The organism is Candidatus Neomicrothrix sp. (assembly GCF_035329545.1).
Lineage (GTDB): Bacteria > Actinomycetota > Acidimicrobiia > Acidimicrobiales > Microtrichaceae > Microthrix > Microthrix subdominans.
Map to the genome: position 1 here is coordinate 1 of NZ_DAOLGP010000014.1, position 22,670 is coordinate 22,670.

Sequence of the window (22,670 nt, forward strand, 5' to 3'; positions counted from 1 at the left end):
AGTGCCGGAGATGCCCGGCGCCACATCGCCGATGTTGACCGTGGCCGGGCTGTCGGCCCATCGGGGTGTTTATTTCGGGGCGGGCATGGAGTTTCTCGAGGATCATGCGCAGCTGTCCCCCGCCGAGATCGAGGTCGCCCGGCGGGTGGCGCAGGGCATGGCCAGCCCGGAGATCGCCCGCGACCTGAACCGCCCCAAACGAAGCGTCGACGGGTTGATCACCTCGGCGCAGCGCAAGTTGGGACTCGACGGTCGCACCCGCAGTTCCCTGGCGGCGTGGGCGGTCCGCGCCGGCCTGGTCCCGGAGGACTGAGCCACCCCGGCGCCGACCGGGTTCCGACCGGCCCCCCGGTGCCATGTGGAACGTTTCAGAGCGACCCGGCGACGGTGCCGGGCGGCGTCAGCGCTCGATGCGGGGTGCGGTCGAGGGGATGATCGGCGCGTCCCGGCCGGTCGACGGCTTCGACGCAAAGCTCGGCTTCTCGGCCGGGCCCTCCTCGTGGTACTCCTCCTCGACGTTCACCGTCCACACATCATGGGTGGAGCCGGTGGCGATGTTCTCGGCGGTCAGCATCGCCGTGTACATCGAGTGGTCCTGGTTGTTGTACCGGAACATGCCGTTGCGGCCGATCGGGTGCACGTTGGAGGTATGGGTGTCCAGCCAATTCCGCAGCACGTCGACGTTGGCCTTGTAGGTCTCGTCGTAGGTGGGGTACGCCTTCTTCTGGCGCACGACGTAGCCGCCCTCGACGTCGCCGGGCTCGATGAGGCCCAGGTACACCAGCTCACGCTTGCCCTGCTCGATCAGCTCCTCGTCCGGGGCGGTCCAGGCGTGGTCGGTCTCGAACACGGTGTACTCGAGGCCCAGCACGTTGCTGCCGTCCTTGACCAGGTACGGCGACCAGGAGCCGAAGTTCTGGATGCGCATCGTGGCGACGGCCGGATCGTGGATGTAGATCCAGTTGTCGTTCCAGTCCACCTTGGACTCGGGCACGACGAGGGCCACCGTGATGAAGTCGCGGTAACTCAGGCCGTTGGCCGCCGCCAGCACGTGGTCGGGCACCGGCGGCTCCATGCCGGCCAGCAGCGCCGAGATCGGCATCGACGAGACGATGTGGTCGGCCTCGTGCTCCTCGGTCGTGCCGTCGGGGTGGGTGGCGATCACGTGGGTTGCGATGCCGTCGGCGTGGCGGAGGCCGGTCACCTCGGTCTCGTAGTGCATGGTCGAGCCGTCGGCCACCACGTGATCGCGACACACCTCCCACATCATCCCGGGCCCGTACTTGGGGTACTGAAACTCCTCGATCAGCGAGGCGATGTCCTTCTGGTTGCGGTTGGGCAGCAGCGCGTTGACCACGGCGCTGAACAGCGACAGGTTCTTGATGCGCTGGGCGGCCCAGTCCGCCTCGATCTGGTCGGCGGGAACGCCCCACACCTTCTCGGTGTAGGCCTTGAAGAAGGTGCGGTACAAGCGCCAGCCGAAGCGGGCGGCCACCCAGCCCTCGAAGTTGGACTGATCCTTGGGCGGATGGATGCGCACCCAGATGTAGCTGAGCACGCAGCGGATCGCCTCGATGATGCCCAGGTTGCGCAGGGCGTTGGTGGCCCGCAGGGGGTAGTCGTAGAACTTGCCGTCATAGAAGATGCGGCTCTTGCGGGGCCGCATCATGAAGTCCTCGTCGGGCAGGATCTCGTGCCACAGCGCTTCGACCTCGGGCACCTTGGTGAAGAAGCGGTGACCGCCGATATCGAAGCGCCAGCCGTCGCGCACCTCGGTGCGGGAGATGCCACCGACCTGGTCGGACTCCTCGAGGATCGTCGAGGCAATGCCGTACTTGTGCAGCTGGAAGGCGGCGGTGAGGCCGGCCGGGCCGGCGCCGATCACGACCACCTCGCCGGGATCGGTGCCGATCAGCTCGGCAGCGGCGGGATCGAGGGTGGGGCGGGTGTCGTCCATGGCGCGTGGGGTCCTCGCAAGTGGCTGTCGGCATCGATGGGCCGGGGGGGTGTGGGTTCGAATGGTCCGGTGGGCTGGCCGTCGGGCCGAAGGCCAGGGGCGGTTGACGCTGCGATCCGAATGACGGAACCACCGAAGTGTTGAGCGTAGTCTCCTCGCTGGCCGGGTCGGTGCCCAGGCCGTCCCTGCGGCATGGGTCACGCGAGCGGCGCCTCGGGCCCGGTCACCGTCCGGGCGACCCCGGCCACGGTCGGACGATCGACGAGGAAGATCGGGAGGCACGGAGCCAGTGCGGTTGAGCGAGTTCGAGTACCAGCTGCCCGTCGAGGCCATCGCCCAGGAGCCAGTCGAGCCCCGCGATGCAGCCCGCCTGCTGATCGACCGGGGCCCCGACCGGGCGCCGGAGAACTCCCGGGTGGATGGCCTGGCCGCCGAAGTGGGGCCGGGCGACGTGGTCGTCGTCAACACCACCCGGGTGCGCCCGGCGCGCCTGGCGGTCCGACGCGCCACCGGCGGTGCCGGGGAGGTGTTGTTGCTGTCGCCGCTCGACGGTTCGACCATCCGTTGGGAGGCCCTGGTGAGACCGTCGGCCAAGCTGAAGCCGGGCGATGTGCTGCGTCCACAGGTCCGGACCGACGCAGCTGGACCCGACACGGGTGGTCCCGACGCAGCCGGACCCGACGATTTTCACGTGCGCCTGGAGGCCTACGACGGCGAGGGCCGTTGGGTGGTCGAGCTCGGCATCGACGGCGCGGCCGACGGCCGGACCCTCGACGGCCGGAACCTGGACGACGCGGCCGATGCGGCCCTCGAGGAGTACGGCGTCATGCCGCTGCCCCCGTACCTGGACGACCGGCCCCGCGATCCGGAGCGCTACCAGACCGTGTTCGCCGACCGGCCCGGGTCGGCGGCGGCGCCAACCGCCGGGCTGCACCTGACCCGGGAGGTGCTCGACGCGGTCGTTGAGGCCGGGGCCCAGGTGGTCAGCGTCGACCTCGAGGTGGGCCTGGGCACGTTCCGGCCGATGACGGCCGACCGCGTCGAAGATCACGCCATGCACGGCGAGCGCTACCGGATCGCCCCCGACGCCTGGGCGGCCATCCGCGCTGCGCACGACCCGGCGACGCCCGGATCGGTGCTGGCGGTCGGCACGACCACCCTGCGGGCGCTCGAATCGGCGGCCCGCAGCGGCGACCTCGCCGCCACCACCAAGCTCTTCTTGCACCGCGGCGCCGAGTTTCTGGTCGTCGACCGGCTGATGACCAACTTTCACCTGCCCCGGTCCAGCCTGCTGGTGCTGATCGACGCGTTCATCGGTCCCCGTTGGCGCCAGCTGTACGACCGGGCACTCGCCGAGGGCTACCGGTTCCTGTCGTTCGGGGATGCCACGCTGCTCGATCGACGCTCGCAGCCCCTCGACCCGTTAGAGGACCCCCGATGAAGCTGAAGCTGAACGTCACCGCCACCGACGGGGCCGCCCGCACCGGCCGGGTGCCGACGCCCAAGGGGGGCTTTGCCACCCCGGTGTTCATGCCGGTGGGCACCCGCGGCACCATCCGGGCGGCGACGACCGCTCAGCTGGCCGACCTGGGCGCCGAGTTCATGTTGGCCAACACCTACCACCTGATGCTGCGCCCCGGGGCGGACACGGTGGCCGCACTGGGTGGCCTGGGACGTTTCGCCGGCTGGGGTGGACACCTCCTCACCGACTCGGGCGGGTTCCAGGTGTTCTCGCTGTCGCCCAAGGTCGACGACGAAGGGGTGACCTTTCGCTCGGTGTACGACGGCGACACGGTGCGCTGCACCCCCGAGAGCATCGTGGCCACCCAGGAACTCCTCGGCGCCGACATCCAGATGGTGCTCGACGTGTGCCTTCCCTTGCCGGCGGAGCGCAGCGACCTGGCCCGCGCCGTGCGGCGCACTGCGGCTTGGGCCGAGCGTGCCAAAGCGGCGCACCGACGCCGGGACGATCAGGCGCTGTTCGGCATCGGTCAGGGCGGCACCGATGCGGCACTGCGCCGGGAGTCGGCCCAGCGAACGGTGGCGCTCGACTTCGACGGCTACGCCATCGGGGGCCTGTCGGTCGGGGAGGAGCGCGGCCCGATGATGGGGGCGCTCGAGGCGGCGATCGCCGAGCTGCCCGCCGATCAGCCCCGCTACCTGATGGGCGTGGGGGACCCCCGCTCGATGATCGAGGCGGTGGCCCGTGGTGTCGACATGTTCGACTGCGTGTTGCCCACCAGGCTGGGCCGCCACGGCACGCTGTTGACCGACCGGGGGCGCGTCAACGCCAAACGGGCCGAGTTCTCCCGGTCGGACCGGCCGATCGACCCGGCGTGCGCCTGCTCGGTGTGCGCCACCTACTCCGCCGGCTACCTGCGGCACCTGCTCGTCGTCGGGGAGCCGGCCGGGAAAACCCTGTGCGCGCTGCACAACCTGGCCTGGATGCTGGCGTTTGTGGACCGCATGCGCGCCGCGATCGCCGCCGGAACGCTCGACGCTCTCAGGAGTGAGGTGGCCGCCGTCTGGGCGTAAGGCGCCCCGGTTTCCACTCGTGCTCAGGGACCCATAAGATCGCCCCCTCGTGGAAACTCTTCTGGTACTTGCGCAAGAGAAATCAGGCGGCAGCGGCGCCTTCTCGATCATCTTGTTGGTCGGCATGATGGGCGTCATGTACATGGTGCTCATCCGCCCTCAGCAGAAAAAGCAGCGTGATCAGGCGTCGTTCACCAGCGGCATCGAGGTGGGCGACAAGGTGGTCACCTCATCGGGCCTGTACGGCACGGTCAACCACATCGACGATGAGACGGTGCACCTCGAGGTCGACCGCGACGTCGTGGTTCGGGTGGCCCGGGCAGCGGTGCTGCGATCCCAGGACACCCCGGTTGCGCCCGCCAAGGGTGGCGGGCTGCTCGGAGGCCTGATGGGCGGCGGCGCACGACCCACCGACGACCCGACCACCTCCGATGCCGACGGTGCCGGTCGGGGTCAGGGCAAGGGCAAGGCCAAGGGCAAGGGCGGAGACGACGGGAACGGCGGCGACAAGGGCCAGCGCTCCAAGCGATGAAACGGGCTGGAGTCATCCAGATGGTGGCCATCGTCGTGTTGTCGGTGGGCGCCTTGGCGGCGGTCATCCTGACCAACACCTCGCCACTCCTCGGTCTCGACCTTCAGGGCGGCATCTCGGTGGTGCTCGAGCCCTACGTCGACGGCAAACCGGCCGAGGACGTCAGCGACGAGCAGGTCGAACAGGCGATTGCGATCATTCGCAGCCGGGTCGACGCGCTGGGCGTGTCCGAACCGGAGATCAGCTCGCAGGGCAACAACATCCTCATCCAGCTGCCCGGCATCGACGATCAAGAGCGCGCCCTGGAGCTGGTTGGCCGCACCGCGCAGCTCGAGTTTCGCCCGGTGCTGTCCAGCACCCCGGTCGTGCCGCCGGATCCCAAGCGCGAGGCCGAGCTCCGCAAGGAGCTGAAGATCCCCGAGGGCAAGAGCGCGGCCGACATTCAACAGGAGGAGCTCGACGCTCGCGGCATCGACGCCGGCGGGGAGGGCACCACCCCCGAGGAGGGTGCAACCCCGGAGGGTCCTGCGACCACCGCCGCCCCGGCCGCGACGACCGCCGCCCCGGCCACCACGGCGACGCCGGCCACCCCTGCGCCCGCCCAGGGTTTTGCCGGCGCCAAGGCGGCCAAGCGGCTGCCCGGTCAGGAGACGCCCACCACGGCGGCACCCACCACGGCGGCACCGGCGACCGAAGCGCCGACGACGACGGCGTTCGTCCCACAGAACGCCGAGGGGATCGACGTGACCAGCCCGGAGTTTGGGGAGCTGCTGCAGCTGGAGCAGGCCGACGACGCCACGTTGACCGATCCGGACGAGCTGGGCTCGATGAAGGACGAACAGGCCACGTTGCTGGGCAAGGACGGCGACACGAAGTACACGCTCGGTCCGGTGCTCCTGACCGGTGATGCGCTGTCCGGCGCCAGCGCAGGCCTCGATGCGCAGGGGCAGTGGCAGGTCGGCCCGACGTTTCGGGGCGGCAAGGACGGCATCGACAAGTTCAACCAGGCCGCAACCCTCTGTTACAACGGCGACCCGCTGTGCCCGCCCAACGCCCAGGACTCGACCAGCGGGGCGGCCCGGGGTCAGCTGGCGATCGTGCTGGACGGCGAGGTGCTGACCGCGCCGTCGATCAACGAGGCGACCTTCGACAAGGACCAGATCTCGATTTCCGGGTCCTTCGCCGAGCAGGAGGCCAAGGACGTCGCCACCGCCCTTCGCTACGGCGCACTGCCCCTCGAGCTGCGCCCGAGCCAGACCCAGACCGTCACCGCCACCCTCGGCCAGGGCGCCCTGCGGGCGGTCATCATCGCCGGCCTGATCGGCCTGGGCATCGTGGCGATCTACTTCATCGCCTACTACCGCCTGCTCGGTGTCGTCGCGTTCATCAGCCTGGCGCTGTCGGGGTCGCTCCTGTGGGTGATCATCTCGTTGCTCGGGGCAACGCTGACGCTGGCCGGTCTGGTGGGCATCGTCGTCTCGATCGGCGTCTCACTCGACTCCAACGTCGTGTTCTATGAACACCTCAAGGAGGACGTCCTCAACGGCCAAAGCCTGCGCCTGGCCGGCGAGAAGAGCTTCCCGTCGGCGTTCTCCACGATCGTCAAGGCCGACACCTCCAGCCTGATCGGTGCGGCGGTGCTGTACTTCCTCACCGCCGGCAGCGTGCGGGGCTTCGCCTTCTACCTCGGCGTGGCGGTCGCACTCGACCTGGTGGCCAGCTACTTCTTCATGCGCCCTGCGGTGGCGTTGCTCACCCGTTCCAAGCTGGCCAACAGGCGTTCCAGCTTTGGCGTGCCGGTGCTCTACACCCCGGCCGAACTGGCCGACGAGCGAGGCCCCGGCGTGCCGCTGGTCCCCGAGACGGAACCGACTCCTGCGATGGCGACATCCGATCGGGGCACGCTGTGAGCACCTACGGACGCATCTACCGGGGGCAGATCGACTTCGACTTCCCCCGCATCAACCGCCGACTCCTCATCATGTCGGCAGTGCTGATCATGATCTCGCTCGGGGCCTTCTTCGCCCGGGGGCTCAACCTGTCGGTCGACTTCGTCGGCGGAACCGTCTGGGAGGTGCCCTCGGACACGCTCACCCAGGACGGGGCCACCGCCGTGCTCGCCGACGCCGACGTCGCTGCCGGCTCCAAGGTGCAGGTGGTGACCGACGCCAACAACGTGCGCATCGTGCGGGTGCAGAGCGATCTGACCAACCAACGGGAGTCGGCGAAGGTCACCGCCGAGCTGGCCCAGGCCGGCGACGTGAAGGTGACCGACGTCGAGACCAACTTCGTCGGTCCCACCTGGGGCAAGACGGTCACCCGGCAGGCGGCCAAGGCCTTCGTCATCTTCCTGGTGCTCGTCTCGGTGTTCATCACCGCCCGCCTCGAGTGGCGCATGGCGGTGGGTGCCATCACCGCGCTGCTGCACGACGTGATCATCACGCTCGGCATGTACGCGCTGTTCCAGTTCGACGTCACCCCGCCGACCGTCATTGCGGTGCTGACCATCCTGGGCTACTCGCTCTACGACACGATCGTCGTGTTCGACCGATCCCAGGAGAACCAGGCCCGCTACACCAAGACCGGCCACTACACGTTCATCACCCTGTCCCGTCGCAGCCTCAACCAGGTGTTCATGCGGACGATGAACACCACGATCACCGCGCTGATGCCCGTGATCGCCATGCTGGTCATCGGGGCGGGCTTCTACGGGCAGGCGACGCTGTCGGAGTTTTCGATCGCGCTGCTGATCGGCCTGGTCGCCGGCGCCTACAGCTCGATCGTCGTCGCCACCACGTTGCTCGAGTGGCTCAAGGAACGCGAGCCGCAGTTCGTCAAGATCCGCCAGCGGATCAGCGATCGGGGTGGGGATCCCAACGACACCCGCTGGGTCGAGTACTCCAAGCGTCGCAGCGCAGCGAAGGTCCCTCAGGCGTCGGTGCGTCACGAGGGGGCGGTGGCGGCGGACAACCGGGCAGCCGAGCGGGCCGACCTGTACGAGCGGCCCCACCCACCCCGGCCGCGCAAGAAGTCCAAGCGCTGAGCGTCGGCCCGGCGAGTGCGGCGTAGGCTCGGCACCGAGGAGGTCCCCCGATGCCGACGGTGACACGCGTATTGCCGTGGCGACGACACAGCGCACCGCGGGCGTCGGAGCTTCGCCCGCTCATCCTGGCGATGAACGAGGCCCGGGACCGGCCCGACGTCGACCTGGTCGAGCGGGCCTACGACTTCGCCAAGGCCGCTCACGAGGGGCAGCTGCGGGCATCCGGCGAGCCCTACATCACCCACCCGTTGGCCGTCGCCACCATCGTCGCCCGTTACGGGGCCGACGATGCCACCGTGTGTGCGGCGCTGCTGCACGACACGGTCGAGGATTGCGACGTCACGCTGGCCGAGATCAGCGCCAAGTTCGGACCGACGGTCAGCGTGCTCGTCGACGGCTGCACCAAGCTCGACCGCGTCGAGGTGGACTCCAAGGCGCACCAGAAGGCCGAGACGATGCGCAAGATCATCCTCTCGATGGCCAACGATCTGCGGGTGATCGTCATCAAGCTGGCCGACCGGCTGCACAACCTGCGCACGGTGGCCGCCATGTCGCCGGCCCACCAGGAGAAGCAGGCCCGCGAAACGCTCGACGTGTATGCCCCGTTGGCCCACCGGCTGGGCATGACCGAGCTGCGCCAACAGCTCGAGGACCTGTGCTTTGCCTCCCTGCACCCTCAGGTGTTCGCCGAGATCGACCACCTCGTCGCCCAGCGCGCCCCGGAACGAGACCTGTACCTGATGCAGGTGATCGACGAGATGCGCTTTCGTTTGGAGCGCATCGGGGTGGACTCCGACATCACCGGGCGACCGAAGCACCTGTGGAGCCTGTACGAAAAGATGGTGATCCGAGGTCGGAGCTTCGACGAGATCCACGACCTGATGGGCGTGCGGATCATCGTCACCGACGAGGCGGACACCTACGCCGCACTCGGCGCCATCCACGCCCTGTGGCGGCCGGTCCCCGGTCGGTTCAGGGACTACATCGCCATGCCCAAGTTCAACCTGTACCAGTCGTTGCACACGACGGTCGTCGGGCCCGGCGGCAAGACGGTCGAGGTGCAGATCCGCACCGGTGAAATGCACCGCCAGGCCGAGTTTGGGGTGGCGGCCCACTGGACCTACAAGGAGGGCTCGGTGCTGAAAGCGCCGGCGGCGACGCCGCCGGTCGACCCGGACGCCGAGAACCACGGCGACTGGTTGGACCGCATCGTCGACTGGCAGCAGTACCTGACCGACCCCGACGACTTCATGTTGAACCTGAAGACCGACCTTGGCCAGGACGAGGTGTACGTCTTCACGCCGGAAGGGCGCCTGATCACCCTGCCCGCCGGCTCGACGCCGGTCGACTTCGCCTACGGGGTGCACACCGAGGTGGGACACCGCTGCATCGGCGCCCGGGTGAATGGGCGCCTGGTGCCGCTCGACCACGTGCTCAGCTCCGGCGACACCGCCGAGATCATCACCGCCAAGGACGGTCACCGACCGTCGGAGGACTGGCTGGGCTTCGTCAAAAGCCGGTCGGCGCAGTCCAAGATCAGGTCCTGGTTCAGCCGGGAGCGACGCGACGACATCGTCGAGCGGGGTCGTGACGAGCTCGAACGGGCGGTGCGCCGCGAGCGGTTGCCGGCAGAGCTGGTCGAAGGGGAGACGATCGAGGAGGTGGCGAGCCAGATGGGGTACTCGTGCGCCGAGGCTCTGGTCACCGCCATCGGCGAGGAGAAGGTGCAGGCTGCCACCGTCGCTGGGCGCCTCGTCCGCCAGCTCCAGCACGGTTCGGGCTCGGGCGGACCCATGCTGGCCAGCGAGGTGCTGGGCGAGCGGCGTCGGCCTCGGCGCAGCGACGGCAGCGGCGTTCACGTCGAGGGCTTTCGCGACGAGCTCGTCCGGCTGGCCCGCTGCTGCTCCCCGGTACCCCCCGATGAGATCATGGGCTTCGTCACCCGGGGCCGGGGCATCGCCGTGCACCGCAGCGACTGCACCAATGCGGTGTCGCTGTCCTCGCACGTCGACCGCGTGGTTGACGTTGAATGGGAACTGGAGAGCCGGGGCAGCTGGGAGGTGGCGATCGAGGTGAAGGGGCTGGACCGGCCGCGCCTGTTGGTCGACATCGCCCAGGTGATCGCCGAGGCCCAGGTGGGCGTGCGCTCGCTGCAGGCCCGCACCGGCGACGACCGGGTGACGACGATGCGGTTCGACCTGGAGCTGGGCGACCCGGCGCACCTCGACCGCCTGCTCGCCAACCTGTACGGCGTCGACGCGGTGTACGACGCCGCCCGCGTGCAGCCCCACGGCTGACCCGCCGCACCCCGCTACGATCGATCGCCGTGCCCGAACCCGATCCGTCGACCGCTCAGCCAACCGAACCGGCTCAACCGGCCCGACCCGCCCGCCCGGAACGTTTCACCGCACCGATCGGCACCCGGGACGTGCTCAGCCCCGAATCCGAGCGGCGCCGGGCGCTGGTGCAGCGCTTCGCTGATGCGGCCGAGCTGGCCGGGTACCGCCACCTGGCCACGCCGATGTTCGAGGATCTGGGTGTGTTCACCAGGGTGGGCGCGTCGACCGACGTCGTCACCAAGGAGATGTACGAGTTCACCGACAAGGGCGGACGGGCGATGGCGTTGCGACCCGAGCTGACAGCGTCGGTGTGCCGGGCCTTCACCGAGCACCGGCCGGCGGTGCTGCCCTGGAAGGTGTGGTACTCCGGGCCGCAGTTTCGCTACGAGAAGCCCCAGAAGGGCCGCTACCGGCAGTTCGACCAGGTGGGGCTGGAAACCTTGGGCTCCGAGGACCCGGACCTGGACACCGAGGCGATTGCGCTGGCCTGGCGCTTCTTTCGCGGCTTGGGGCTCCGTCGGTTGCGGTTGCTGGTCAACTCGCTGGGCGAGGCCGCCGAGCGGGCCGCCTACGTCGACGCGCTGGCGGCCTATCTGTCCAATCACCTGGGCGACCTGTCCGAGCAGGCGGCGACGACGCTTCAGCGCAACCCGCTGCGGGTGCTCGACTCGAAGCGAAGTGAGGACCAGCCGATCATCGCCGGTGCGCCGCAGCTGTCCAGCTTCCTCGGCCTGGCGTCGGTCACCCACTTCGAACGGGTGCTGGCCGGCCTCGACGCACTGGGGATCGAGGCCGAGGTGTCGCCGAAGCTGGTCCGAGGGCTGGACTACTACCGGCGCACCACGTTTGAGTTCGCCACCGAGGCGCTCGACTCCTCGCAGAACGCGCTCGGCGGCGGTGGCCGCTACGACGGCCTCGTCGAGGCGCTGGGCGGCCCGCCGACCGCCGGCGTCGGCTTCGCCATCGGCGTTGACCGCACCCTGCTGGCCTGCGATGCCGAAGGCGTGTTCGATGCCCCCACGACGGCGCTCGACTGCTTCGTCGTCGACACGACCGGTTCGCTGTACGGGTTCGAGATCGCCGAAGCGCTGCGACGAGCGGGCGTGGCCACCGATCGCTCCTGGGCCGGAGAGCTCACCGAGGCGGGGCTGGGTCGACCCCGGTCGATGAAGGCCCAGATGAAGGCGGCGGACCGCTCGGGCGCCCAGGTGGCGGTGCTGATCGGACCTGACGAGCTGGAGGCCGGAGCGGCGACGCTGCGTCCGCTGCGGGGTGGGCCAGACCGCTCGGAGACGCCTCAGCGCCAGGTGCCGCTCGATCAGCTTGTCGCTGCGGTGCTGGCCGAGCTCGGTCGCTGAGACCCATCCCGGTCGGGTCCGGGACAGGGGCGGGTGTGGTTGTGGTTGTGGGCGCTGGAAAGGACGGTCGAGCGAACGTGAACGGTGCCTCGATCAGGCGCGGATCGCTGGCGAAGGTCGCCGGGTGGGCGTCGATGCCCACGCCCCCCGAGGGCGCATTCCAGCGGAGCGGCCGCCGGGTGGCCGCCAGGCCGACCGGGTAGACGGTCAGGTCGCCCGAGGGCTCCACCCGGATGCGCAGAAAATGCTTGTAGGACGTGAGCCGCAGGGCTGAGAACACCTCGTTGTCGTGCATGCCGAAGGCCAGGTTGGAGACGACCAGGTAGGCGGCGAGCAGCCAGGCCGAGGCCAGGGCGCCGACGGCGGCGGCGACCACCACCGTGACGATGCCGCCGACGAGCGACGGCGCGGAGATCGTCACGCCGAGCAGCGACGCCGGGTCCCGTCCGCTGACCAGGCTGCCCAGCCGCTCGCCGGCCGACGAGGCCCAACCGAGCACGGCGTCGATGACCGCCAGCTGCGCCAGCCCATGGGCAAAACCGACCGCCCGCGCGGTAAAGACGCTGGCGCGGTCGGCTCGTTCGGCTCGGGCGAACAGCGTGGTAGCGACGAGCACGATGAGCAACGGAATCCAGCTGAGCGGATTGGCCCAGTACCTGGTCATCAGGTGACCGGCCAGACCGTCGAGGCCGACGAGCAGCTCGCGCCCAGCGCCGACGGTGAACACGGCGATCATGGCGAACACCGCGCTGATCGCGCCAGTGACGACGAGAAAGCCAGGGTTGATCAACGGGAAGGCCAGGTGGCGCAGCAACGCCAGCCGGGATTGGCGAAAGGTGGGGAACACCGCTCCCAGTCGCAGCGTGCGGGGCCCGAAGCGACCGGTGGCATCGGTCAGGGCAAAGGCGGTCTCGCCGGGTGGGACTCCGTCGAGGTGCACCGGACCGGCTGCAGGGTCGAACCCGGTTGCGCCATCTGCTCCGGCGGGGACGGTGGCCCGGGCAGGGGAGTGGTGATCGCTGCGTCGCTGCAGCGTGTGGGTGGGGTGGGTAAACGCGCCTCCGCCCCCGGCGGTCACGTAGTGGATACCGTGCTGCTCGTCGATGAGGTGGGCGTAATGGTGGCTGTCACCGCTCAGGTACAGCGCCACCCGGCGGGGGTCGCCCAGGGTGTCGATCACGAAGCGGTCGAGCGCCACCTGGGCTTCGCCGTGGCGATGACCGGTCGCCCATGCCGGGGTCGGCCAGGTGAGGATCACCCTGACATCCGGTGAAAGGTCGGCGCCGATCCGGGTGAAGTAGTCGAGCTGGGTCGGGTCGACGTCGCCGCCGGAGACACCGCCGTCGACCGCCCACAGCATCCAACCGGGGGCCAGCGCCACCGCTGCGTAGCTCCGGCGCTGCGCCGTGCGCCACGCGCCAAGGCGGACCCGATCGCACATCAACGCAGCGAATCCGTCCAGCCCGTCGTACCAGTCATGGTTGCCGGGGATGGCCACGACGAGCGGCTCCGTCCCGTCCGGTGACGGCCCCACACCGTCACAGGCCTGCTGGTAGGGGCCGGCGAGGCGGTCCCGATAGGTGTCGGAGGTGCCGACCGGGTAGCCGAGATCGCCGCCGATGACCAGCAGCGAGCCGCGCGGCAGGGCCACGTCGGGGCCGGCGGGGCGGCTGCGCGGGGTCAGCGCCACCGCCTCGTCCCAGATTGGTTCCCGGGCGAGCTCGATCGCTCTGGTCACCGTCGGTTCGTCGTCGGGCCCCCGGTCGGTGTCGCTTGGGGTCAGCCCCCTGGCCAGGTGCCAGGCCACCGCCATCGTGGGCACGTGGCCGTCGCCGGTATCGGCGACGAAGTCGACCCACACCGGCGTGTACGGGTCGGCTCGGGGCACCGCCTCCGCCAGGTCGATGACGGCGGCGTCCGGATCAAGAGCGGCGAGCACTTCGCGCCGGTCGGCGAAGGGCCCGACCGCCTCGGTGAGGGTCAGGCTGGATCCGGCGCGGAACAGCACCGACGGGTCGAACCAGCCCACCATCGGCTTGGGTGAGAAGCGGATGCGGTCAAGCCGCGGCAAGACCTCGTCGGGGATCGGCCGGGGAGTGCTCGCCAGCAACAGCTCGATGCCCCGTCGCACCTCGGGGTCGTCGAAGGCCGCCGTGTGGCCCACCCCTCCGAGCGGCATCTCGACGGGGCCGCGTTGCACGCTGGTTCCATCGACCGACCCGACCGACCCGACCGGGCCGCCGACCGGGTCACCGCGTCGCCAGGCGTTGATCCAGGTCGAGCCCGTACGGGCGCCGACCGCAAGGTGCTCGGCCAGCGGGATGAGGGCCTCCGGTGCGAACTGGTGGGGGAAGAACCGGCCATAGAGGGGGCCGATCGGGCAGGCGTGGGTGACGAGCGAGGACCCGGCCAGGTCGACCCCGCCCCCGGCCAGGCCGGCCAGGGCGCTCACCGCCAGGACCGAGCCCTGGCTGTGGGCCGAAACGACCACCCGGCGCCCCTGCCGAAGTCCGTCGACCACCTCGAGCTGGAGCTCGGGCACGACGACCTCGGAATACGGGGTGATCGCCAGGGGATGGAAACGGCGCGGCCAGAAGGTGAGCACCTCCCACACCGATGCCGCCCAGGGCCGCAGGCGGGGCACCGAGCGGGTGGCCAGCGCTGCTGTTGCCGCCCCCAATGCGAGCAGGAGCGGCACCGCTGCGGTCACCCGGGTGAGCCACCCGGCACCCGGGGACTCGATGCGCACCGGCCAGGGGGCCAACACGTCGGCGGGGCGCTGAAACCGGGCGACGAACAGCGCCCCGCCCACGGCGAACGCCACGGCCACCCCGGCCGAGGCGATCAGGTCGACGTTGCGGATCAGCACCCGCAGCACGAGGAGCGTTCGGGGGACGGCCGGGAGGGTCGTGTCGCCACGTCCTCCCCGCAGCAGTGCAACCGCGGCGATCAGCGCAGCGAGCAGCGCGGCAGCGACCACACCGGCGGTAAAGCTCTCCACCAGGGCCACCTCCGAGCCCAGGGTGATCTGAGCCCCGCCCAGCCAGCTGAGCGTTCGGCGGGCGACCAACATCACGCCGGACCAGCCGGCATTGGACGCCAGGATCGCCAGCCCCATCGCCACCGCCGGTCCGGAGATGCGCCAGCGCCGGCCCCACAGCCCGGGCCGCTCCAGGCCGGCGACCGCCAGCAGCCCCACGCCGATCCACTGCGCAGCTCCGACCGTGGCGAACACGTCGCCCAGGCCGAGGGGCACCGGCTGCCCAGGAACCGGGGTAGGCGCCGCCCCGGCGCGATGGAAGGCCAACACGGCGGTGAGGACCAGGGTGCCCAGGGCGAACAGCTGGTGGACGATCGCCAGAAAGGCCAGGTCCGGCTCGTGGGCGAAGAAGGCCGGGTTGAAGATCCGCTCATCGTCGTCGACGCCACCCCTCGATTCCGGGGCGGCGGTGTAGGGGGCGACCGCCTCGGCGGCGGCGCGGGTGCGGCCGGCCAGGGTGAAGGCGCCGACGATGCCGAGGAACGTGACCGCCACCGCCAACCACAGGCGCCGCAGCGGGTGGTACGTCCAGACATCGAGGCCGACCAGGCCCTGCCAGGCGATGACGTCGACGACCAGCTGGGTGACCCAGGCGGTCGTCGTCACCGTCAGGCTGATGCCGACCACATGGGCGATGCGGCGGCACCACGCGGCCCGTCGGGGGGCGTTGGCCGGGTGCATCCAACCGGCGACGTTGGCCAGCGTGAACGGGGCGAGCAGCACCCACAGGGGCAACCAGCGATTGTCCGCGATCAGGTGACCCCAGCGAACCAGGCGCACCTCGGTGTGGGTCTCGGAGCCGGCCGGTGGCAGCACCGTGTCGTCGGGCGGGTTGCCCACCCCGTGCACGCGCAGCTCCAGCGGACGAGCGCTGCCGTCGTCAGGCTGGCGTTCGTCGGACGACTCGCTCGGACGCATCATCGTTCCCCCGAAGCCGAACGGTACCCGATGCACGGAGAAGCGGAGCGGCGTTCGAGGTGTTGTAGCGAGGCCGGCTCAGGCCTCGGCGTGCAGCGCCAGCCCATTCGCCTCCCACGGCTGGTGATCGAGCAGGTCGGCCGCCACCAGGTTGCCGCTGGCCACCGTGCCCGACGCGGCGTCGACGATGCGCCAGGCCATCGTCGGGGAGCCGAGTGCCTGGCCCTCGATCATCACCGCCCGCACGTCGCCGGGGGCAAAGCCGCAGGCCTCCTGGAGGATCTCCAGGAATCGCTCGTCGTGCAGGTGCCCGTCGCCGAAGTTCCAGCCGAGCACCATGCCGGCGACCATCTCGCCGTCGAGCACCTCGAGCTCATCGGGTGCCAACTGCGCGGTCGGGTCCGGGTACGCAGAATCGTCCAACATGCCCGATGCTCCGAGCGGCACGAGCGCCGCCAGCGCCCGCCCGTGCAGGTGCATGGCCCGAAACGCCTGGCCCCGACCCAGCGCCTGGGGGACGTCGGTGTCGTCGCCGAGCCCCTCCAGCTGGTGGGCCGGCGTGGCGGCCGCACAGCGCAGCGTGTCCTCGATGCGATCGAGGCAGCCCGGCCGCATCAGCCAGGTGCCGATCGCCCAGTTGCCGGCGTAGTAACGCATGGCGGGCAGGAACGACACCCGGTCGGGACGGACGTTGCCGTAGGCGGGGATCGCCACCAGGCAGATCACCAGCACCGTGATCAACACCGGGTTGCTCAGGTGCCAGATGCGCACGTCGCCGTGGGCCCCGAACAGCACCAGTGCCGAGTAGATGAAGAACAGGTTCCACTCCAACGGCACGCCGAGCGGGAAGCTGGTGAGGATGATGGTGTGAAAGGCGACGATCGCCACCAGCGCCGCCACCCGGACCGGACCGCTCGGGGCGAAGACGAGCACCAGCGGTGCTGCGTACTCCAGCACGGTGGCGCCATGGGCCACCCAGGCGGCCCACCTCGATCCGCGCAGGTCGTCGGGAAAGTCGCGGTACAACCACCGGCGCAGCCGCCGCGACCGAAAGAACGGGTTGTTGGACAACATGACCGCGATCACGTTGGGGAAGTGGTGGTTCAGCTTGGAGGTGGCCGCCCAAAACCACAGGCCGGCCTGCACCGCCTGTTCGCCGGCGAACAGCTGGGAGGGAAACAACAACACGAAGGCGGCGAGCAGGTAGTGCTCGGACCGGCCGGCCAAAAACACGGTGCGATCGCGCAGTCCGGCCAGCACCATCACGACGATGATCGGGGAGACGATCCACCGGCCGGCAAGCGGATCGCCGGCGAGCAGGGCCCGCAGCGTCAACGCCAACAGCGCCCCGTAGAGGGCGACGTCGAGGGCGTTCCGGCGGCTGCCGCCGGTCAGTGGGAGCCGTGGCCAGGGCGGTAACCGGACGCCGCCGACCCGCAGGAACGCCCGCCCGGCGGTCACCGGGGGCGAGTAGCGGCCGGTCAACGGCCCGCTGCCACAGCCCAGGCCCATCGCCTCGTAGACCAGGCACCACAACACCGCTTTGGCGAACACCTGCGGTCGGGCCCACCAGGCTCCGATGCCTCCCAGCGAGTCGACGCCGTCGGTGAACCGCGCGAACACGACGAAGCCACCGACGAACAGCACCAGCTTCACGACGTAGAAGCCGTAGGCGATCAGCGGTGCGCCAAAGCCCTGCATCGCCCACGTGTGACACATCAGCCGGAGCCGCTCCGGGTAGGGCAGCGCCGGCCACGCCGCCGTGTCGAACTCGGGCGCGCTCGGTTTCAGAAACCCCATCGACAGTGCCCCCATGTTCGTCCGACCCTCACCGGCGCCAACTCTGCCACGCCTGGCCGGCGCAGCGCGGCACCGACCGAGCCCCGGCTGCCGGGCGGCCGGCGCCGGTCGGTAGGATCGATCCCCGTGCCGAGCATCGAAGACACCCCCGCCGTATCCGCCAATGCGCCCTACCGCACCCACCGCTGTGGGGAGCTGCGGGCCGCCAACGTCGGTGAGCGGGTCAGCGTGGCCGGCTGGGTGGCCCGGCGACGCGAGCACGGCGAGCACCTGGCGTTCATCGACCTGCGCGACCACACCGGCGTCATCCAGTGCGTGGTCGACCACGACGTCGACGTCCGCTCCGAGTGGGTGGTGAAGATCACCGGCGTCGTCCGCCCCCGCCCCGAGGGCACGGTCAACGCCGACCTGGCCACCGGCGAGGTCGAGATCGGCGAGGCCGAGGTGGAGGTGCTCAGCGCGGCCAAGCCGCCGCCCTTCCCCGTCGACGAGCGGGCCGACGCGGTCGACGAGACGATCCGCCTGCGGCACCGCTACGTCGACCTGCGGCGCGAGAAGATGCAGTCCAACCTGCGCATGCGCGCCCGGGTGAACTCCTCGATCCGAACCGCCATGGAGGACGAGGGGTTTGTCGAAATCGAAACCCCGATGCTGATCGCGTCCACCCCGGAGGGCGCCCGCGACTTCGTCGTGCCCTCCCGTCAGCACCCGGGCACCTTTTACGCCCTGCCCCAATCTCCCCAGATGTACAAGCAGCTGTGCATGGTCGGCGGCATCGACCGCTACTACCAGATCGCCCGTTGCCTGCGCGACGAGGACCTGCGGGCCGACCGCCAGTACGAGTTCGCCCAGCTCGACGCCGAGCTGGCCTTCGCCAGCCGCGACGAGGTGCTCGACGTGATCGGGTCGACGATCTCGGCGGCGATCGAGGGCGTCACCGGTCGGCCGGTCGGCGAGATCGAGCGCATCAGCTGGCACGACGCGATCGACACCTACGGCTCGGACAAGCCCGACGTCCGTTTCGACATGTTGTTGTGCGAGGTGACCGGTGTGTTCGCCGAGACCGGCTTCAACGCCTTCAAAGCACCGTCGATCAAGGCGATCCGGGTGCCTGGGGGAGCGGAGCTCACACGGCGTCGCCTGGACGAGCTGACCGAATCGGCCAAGCGCTGGGGCGCCAAGGGCCTGGTGTGGATGCGGGTGAAGGCCGACGGGCTCGACTCGCCGGTCGCCAAGTTCCTCTCCGAGACCGAGATCTCGGCCCTCACCGAACGCACCGAAGCCGTCGAGGGCGACCTCTTGCTGCTCGTGGCCGACGAGTGGCGGCGCACCACCCACGTGCTCGGGTTGCTGCGTCTCGAGCTGGGCCGACCCCCGATCGCCGAGGGCGGCGTGCAGGTTCGCTGGGTGGTCGACTTCCCGCTGTTCGAGGAGATCGACGACGTGACCGGCCGGCCGGTGCCGGCCCACAACCCGTTCACGATGTGCCACGAGGACGACCTGGCACTGCTTCAGGCCGGCGCGGCCGGCGAGCTGGACGATCCTCGCGACCTGCTCAAGGTGCGCAGCCAGAGCTACGACCTGGTGATCAACGGCTGGGAGCTGGGCTCCGGCGGCGTACGGATCCACCGCAGCGACGTGCAGTCGGCCGTGTTCGCTCTGCTCGGCATCTCCGACGAGGAGGCCGAGCGCAACTTCGGCTTCCTGTTGGAGGCGCTGCGCTTCGGCGCCCCGCCCCACGCCGGCTTCGCCTACGGCATCGACCGGCTGGTCGCCATCCTGGCCGGCGAGGAGAACATCCGGGAGGTCATCGCCTTCCCCAAGACCCAGAGCGGCGCCGATCCGCTGACCGGGTCGCCGGGCCCAATCGGGGCCGACCAGCTCGACGAGCTGGGGCTGCGCCTGCTGCCGCCCACGACATGACCCGCTTTCGGCCCTGTATCGATCTCGCCGGGGGAGCGGTCGTCCAGCTCGTCGGCGGCACCTACTCCGACGACGGTTCGTCGACGGTCACCAACCACCGCAGCGAACGCCCTGCCGCCTACTTCGCCGAGCGCTATCGCTCCGACGGGCTGACCGGTGGGCACGTCATCAAGCTGGGGCCCGAGAACGACGCATCCGCACGCCGGGCGCTGGCCGCCTATCCCGACGGGTTGCAACTGGGTGGAGGGGTCAACGTCACCAACGCCTCCATGTGGTTGGAGGCCGGAGCCTCAGCGGTCATCGTGACCTCGTCACTCTTCGACGACCGTGGACGGTTCCACCCCCAGGCGCTCGCCCGCCTCTCCTCCGAGGTGGGTGCCGAGTCGCTGGTCGTCGACCTGTCCGCGCGGCGCCTCCCGGTCGACGATGACGCCTCGGATGGTGCCGCCAACACCCGGTGGGTGGTGGCGATGGACCGCTGGCAGCGCCTGACCAACCTGGAGATCACCCCGTCCGCGCTCGACGACGTGGCCGAGCACGCCTCCGAGCTGCTCGTGCACGCCGCCGATGTCGAAGGCCGCCAGGAGGGCATCGATGCCGAGCTGGTCGAACTGCTCGGCCGGTGGGGCGGACGACCGGTGACCTATGCCGGTGGGGCCCGGTCGATCGAGGACCTCGATCTGGTCGCCGAACGTTCCGACGGCCGCGTCGACCTGACGATCGGGTCGGCCCTCGACCTGTTTGGAGGCACCGGCGCCAGCTACGAGGAGTGCGTCGACTGGAACCGCCGGCAGGCGGCAGCGGTGGGCCCGCCCTCCCCGTGAGCGGTGACCTCTTCAGCGCCGCAGCCGACGAACTCGCCGCCGCGTCGGCGCCCCTCGCCGACCGGTTGCGGCCACGGTCGCTCGAGGAGGTCGTCGGACAGGAACACCTGTTGGGGCCGGGCAAGCCGATGCGGGTGCTCGTCGAGGCCGACAAGCTGTCATCGGTGGTGCTGTGGGGCCCTCCCGGCACGGGGAAAACCACCCTGGCCCGATTGATCGCCGGCGCCTCGTCGGCCCATCTCGAGGCCCGCTCGGCGGTGACCTCGACCGTCAAGGACGTGCGCGAGGTGATCGCCGGTGCCCAGGCCCGGCTGGGGGAGCGGGGCCGGCGCACCATCTTGTTTCTCGACGAGGTCCATCGCTTCAACAAGGCCCAACAGGATGCGCTGTTGCCGGCGGTCGAGACCGGTTTGGTGATCCTGATCGGCGCCACGACCGAGAACCCGGGCTTCAGCGTCAACTCGGCACTGTTGTCGCGGTCGGTGCTTTTCCGCCTTGAGCCACTGAACGACGACGCGCTGGTCACCCTTGCCCGGCGGGGCCTCGCCGCCGAGGGGCTCACCTCCACCGGGCCGCCAGGCGATGGTGGCCTGGAGGAGGCGCTTGAGGTGCTGGCGGTGGCGGCGGCAGGGGACGGTCGCCATCTGCTGACCACGCTTGAGGTGGCGATCAGCCTGGCCCGGGCGCGGGCCGGGGCCGGGGCGCCCGCCGAGGCCATCGACCTGTCGCTGGTCGACGTCGAGGGGGCGATGGGAGCCAAGGCGGTGCGCTACGGCGTGGACGCCCACTACGACGTTGCGTCGGCGTTCATCAAGTCGATCCGGGGGTCGGACCCCGACGCCGGCCTGTACTGGCTGGCCCGCATGCTCGAGGCGGGGGAGGACCCCCGCTTCATCGCCCGCCGTTTGGTGATCTCGGCCTCCGAGGACATCGGCGAGGCCGACCCGATGGCGCTGGTGGTCGCCACCGCCGGCGCCCAGGCGGTCGAGCTGGTCGGGCTGCCCGAGGCCCGGATCAACCTGGCCCAGGTGGTCGTCCACCTGGCCCAGGCGCCCAAGTCCAACCGGGCCTACCTGGGCATCGGCGCAGCGCTCGGGGACGTGGGACGCGGGCTGGTCGGCGAGGTGCCGCCACCGCTGCGCGACACCTCCGGCCAGGCCTCCAAACGGCTGGGTCACGGCGTCGGCTATCGCTACCCGCACGACGACCCATCCGGCTGGGTCGATCAGCAGTACCTGCCCGACGTGGTGGCCGGCCGGCGCTATTACCAACCGTCCCAGCATGGCTACGAGGGGCGCGTCGCCCAGCGACTGGCCGCCCGGGGGGCGCTACCGTCGGTCGAACAGCCCGACACGACCAGTGACCAACCCGCCACGCCGGCGGGGGAGGAGACGACGTGATTCCCAAGCGAGCATTCTGGTTTGCGGTCGGGGCTGCGGCAGGCGTCGTCGGCGCCCGGCGGGCCGAATCCGAGCTGCAGGCGAGGCGCGAACAGCTCACCCCGGCCAACCTGGCCAAGGGGGCGGCCGGCAAGCTGACCAGCGCGGCGGCGGGAGCTCCGGGCAAGGTTGGAGGGGCGGTCAAGGGTCGGGTCAAGGCGCGTTCGGCGGGTCCCGCCGGAGCGCAACCGTGGGACGAGCGGGACTGGAGCGGTGCCCAGCGCCGCTAGCGACGCCGGCGGGCCGGGGCCGCGGGCGCCACGAACTCGGTGCGGCGACGGGCGTCCGATGGAGGCCGGGTGAGCGGGCGGGCGAAGTCCGGACGAGCGGCGTTGTGGCTGGGGCTCGGGTGCGCGGTGATCGTGGCGGTCGTCGTCGCCGGGGTGCTCGGCAGCCGTATCAGCGATCCGGCGCGCCGTGCGCCGCCCTCGGGCAGCACCGAGGTGCCCGCCGGCTCAGCCCCGGCGCCCGACGGCCCCCGCACCTTCACCTTTCCGTCGGCGTCGGCGGACACCAACTACGACTCGAGCCATCACGACTACCCGGCGGCCGACATGTTCACGTCCTGTGGAACCCCGGTGTTGGCGGTGACCGATGGCGTCATCGAGGACGTGTCCACGACCGACGAGTGGGACAGCGCCAGCGACGACCCGGCCACCCGCAGCGGCCTGTTCGTGTCGCTGGTCGACGATCGCGGCGTGCGCTACTACACCAGCCACCTGGCGTCGGTGGCGGTCGAACCCGGTCAGTCGGTTGCGGGGGGCGACCAGGTCGGAACGGTCGGCGACACCGGTAACGCCGCCGGAACCGGCTGCCACATCCACTTCGGGCTGTCCCCGGCGTGCCTCACCGGCTGGCAGAACCGCCGGGGGCTTACCTACCCGCAACCGTTCCTCGACGATTGGCGCTCGGGGGGCGATCGCGACCCGCTCGAGACGATCGAGGCGATCGGCTGCGGCTGA

At 70.4% G+C, this 22,670-nt stretch carries 15 protein-coding genes; 13 read left to right on the forward strand and 2 right to left on the reverse strand.

Going from position 1 to position 22,670, the window contains the following annotated elements; all coding sequences use genetic code 11:
• On the forward strand, positions 1-313 hold a 313-nt coding region (locus PKD89_RS09610), incomplete at its 5' end, for a helix-turn-helix transcriptional regulator (protein WP_324332407.1).
• Positions 314-400: 87 nt separating this feature from the next.
• Here PKD89_RS09610 and PKD89_RS09615 read toward each other — a convergent pair.
• Positions 401-1,957, reverse strand: coding sequence for an NAD(P)/FAD-dependent oxidoreductase (locus PKD89_RS09615; RefSeq protein WP_289010691.1), 1,557 nt, complete (start codon positions 1,955-1,957; stop codon positions 401-403).
• Positions 1,958-2,246: 289 nt separating this feature from the next.
• Between PKD89_RS09615 and PKD89_RS09620 the strand changes: the two genes are divergently transcribed.
• From PKD89_RS09620 to hisS, 7 genes are read left to right on the forward strand one after another with little or no spacing between them, the layout of a single operon-like run.
• Positions 2,247-3,398 carry an S-adenosylmethionine:tRNA ribosyltransferase-isomerase gene (locus PKD89_RS09620; protein ID WP_287379279.1) on the forward strand — a complete coding sequence of 384 codons (1,152 nt, stop codon included), beginning with the start codon at positions 2,247-2,249 and terminating at the stop codon, positions 3,396-3,398.
• Positions 3,395-4,492 carry a tRNA guanosine(34) transglycosylase Tgt gene (gene tgt / locus PKD89_RS09625; protein ID WP_287379280.1) on the forward strand — a complete coding sequence of 366 codons (1,098 nt, stop codon included), beginning with the start codon at positions 3,395-3,397 and terminating at the stop codon, positions 4,490-4,492. The genes PKD89_RS09620 and tgt overlap by 4 nt, the downstream gene beginning before the upstream one ends.
• Positions 4,493-4,541: 49 nt before the next feature.
• Positions 4,542-5,024, forward strand: coding sequence for a preprotein translocase subunit YajC (gene yajC, locus PKD89_RS09630; RefSeq protein ID WP_289010692.1), 483 nt, complete (start codon positions 4,542-4,544; stop codon positions 5,022-5,024).
• Positions 5,021-6,934, forward strand: a complete 1,914-nt coding sequence (gene secD / locus PKD89_RS09635) for a protein translocase subunit SecD (RefSeq protein WP_289010693.1) — start codon at positions 5,021-5,023, stop codon at positions 6,932-6,934. The genes yajC and secD overlap by 4 nt, the downstream gene beginning before the upstream one ends.
• Positions 6,931-8,067: a protein translocase subunit SecF gene (secF, locus tag PKD89_RS09640; RefSeq protein WP_289010694.1), complete on the forward strand. Its 1,137-nt coding sequence runs from the start codon at positions 6,931-6,933 to the stop codon at positions 8,065-8,067. The genes secD and secF overlap by 4 nt, the downstream gene beginning before the upstream one ends.
• A gap of 50 nt (positions 8,068-8,117) precedes the next feature.
• The gene (locus PKD89_RS09645) at positions 8,118-10,364 is read left to right on the forward strand and encodes a RelA/SpoT family protein (protein WP_289010695.1); all 2,247 of its coding nucleotides are present in this window, start codon (positions 8,118-8,120) and stop codon (positions 10,362-10,364) included.
• A 29-nt stretch (positions 10,365-10,393) separates the two neighbouring features.
• Positions 10,394-11,764, forward strand: a complete 1,371-nt coding sequence (gene hisS, locus PKD89_RS09650; RefSeq protein WP_289010696.1) for a histidine--tRNA ligase — start codon at positions 10,394-10,396, stop codon at positions 11,762-11,764.
• 4,036 nt (positions 11,765-15,800) lie between these two features.
• On the opposite strand, the gene PKD89_RS09655 is transcribed toward hisS, so the two are convergent.
• Complete coding sequence (locus PKD89_RS09655) at positions 15,801-17,537, reverse strand: DUF3556 domain-containing protein (protein WP_289010697.1); 1,737 nt, start codon at positions 17,535-17,537, stop codon at positions 15,801-15,803.
• Positions 17,538-17,648: 111 nt separating this feature from the next.
• On the opposite strand from PKD89_RS09655, the gene aspS reads away from it, so the two are divergent.
• The 5 genes from aspS (at position 17,649) to PKD89_RS09680 (ending at position 22,670) form a co-directional block, all read left to right on the forward strand.
• Positions 17,649-19,445 carry an aspartate--tRNA ligase gene (gene aspS / locus PKD89_RS09660; RefSeq protein WP_289010698.1) on the forward strand — a complete coding sequence of 599 codons (1,797 nt, stop codon included), beginning with the start codon at positions 17,649-17,651 and terminating at the stop codon, positions 19,443-19,445.
• Positions 19,442-20,269: a phosphoribosylformimino-5-aminoimidazole carboxamide ribotide isomerase gene (gene hisA / locus PKD89_RS09665; RefSeq protein ID WP_289010699.1), complete on the forward strand. Its 828-nt coding sequence runs from the start codon at positions 19,442-19,444 to the stop codon at positions 20,267-20,269. The genes aspS and hisA overlap by 4 nt, the downstream gene beginning before the upstream one ends.
• Entirely contained in the window at positions 20,266-21,669 is a 1,404-nt protein-coding gene (locus PKD89_RS09670) for a replication-associated recombination protein A (protein WP_289010700.1), read from the forward strand. The genes hisA and PKD89_RS09670 overlap by 4 nt, the downstream gene beginning before the upstream one ends.
• Complete coding sequence (locus tag PKD89_RS09675) at positions 21,666-21,938, forward strand: hypothetical protein (RefSeq protein ID WP_287393152.1); 273 nt, start codon at positions 21,666-21,668, stop codon at positions 21,936-21,938. Before PKD89_RS09670 ends, PKD89_RS09675 begins: the two co-directional genes overlap by 4 nt.
• 69 nt (positions 21,939-22,007) lie before the next feature.
• A complete protein-coding gene (locus PKD89_RS09680) occupies positions 22,008-22,670 on the forward strand; it encodes a M23 family metallopeptidase (RefSeq protein ID WP_287379291.1) in 663 nt (220 codons plus the stop codon).

Coding starts and splice junctions, on each gene's coding strand:
- secD (WP_289010693.1), top strand. CDS start 5,021: ATGAAACGGGCTGGAGTCATCCAGATGGTGGCCATCGTCGTGTTGTCG.
- PKD89_RS09655 (WP_289010697.1), bottom strand. CDS start 17,537: ATGGGGGCACTGTCGATGGGGTTTCTGAAACCGAGCGCGCCCGAGTTC.
- PKD89_RS09645 (WP_289010695.1), top strand. CDS start 8,118: ATGCCGACGGTGACACGCGTATTGCCGTGGCGACGACACAGCGCACCG.
- hisA (WP_289010699.1), top strand. CDS start 19,442: ATGACCCGCTTTCGGCCCTGTATCGATCTCGCCGGGGGAGCGGTCGTC.
- tgt (WP_287379280.1), top strand. CDS start 3,395: ATGAAGCTGAAGCTGAACGTCACCGCCACCGACGGGGCCGCCCGCACC.
- PKD89_RS09615 (WP_289010691.1), bottom strand. CDS start 1,957: ATGGACGACACCCGCCCCACCCTCGATCCCGCCGCTGCCGAGCTGATC.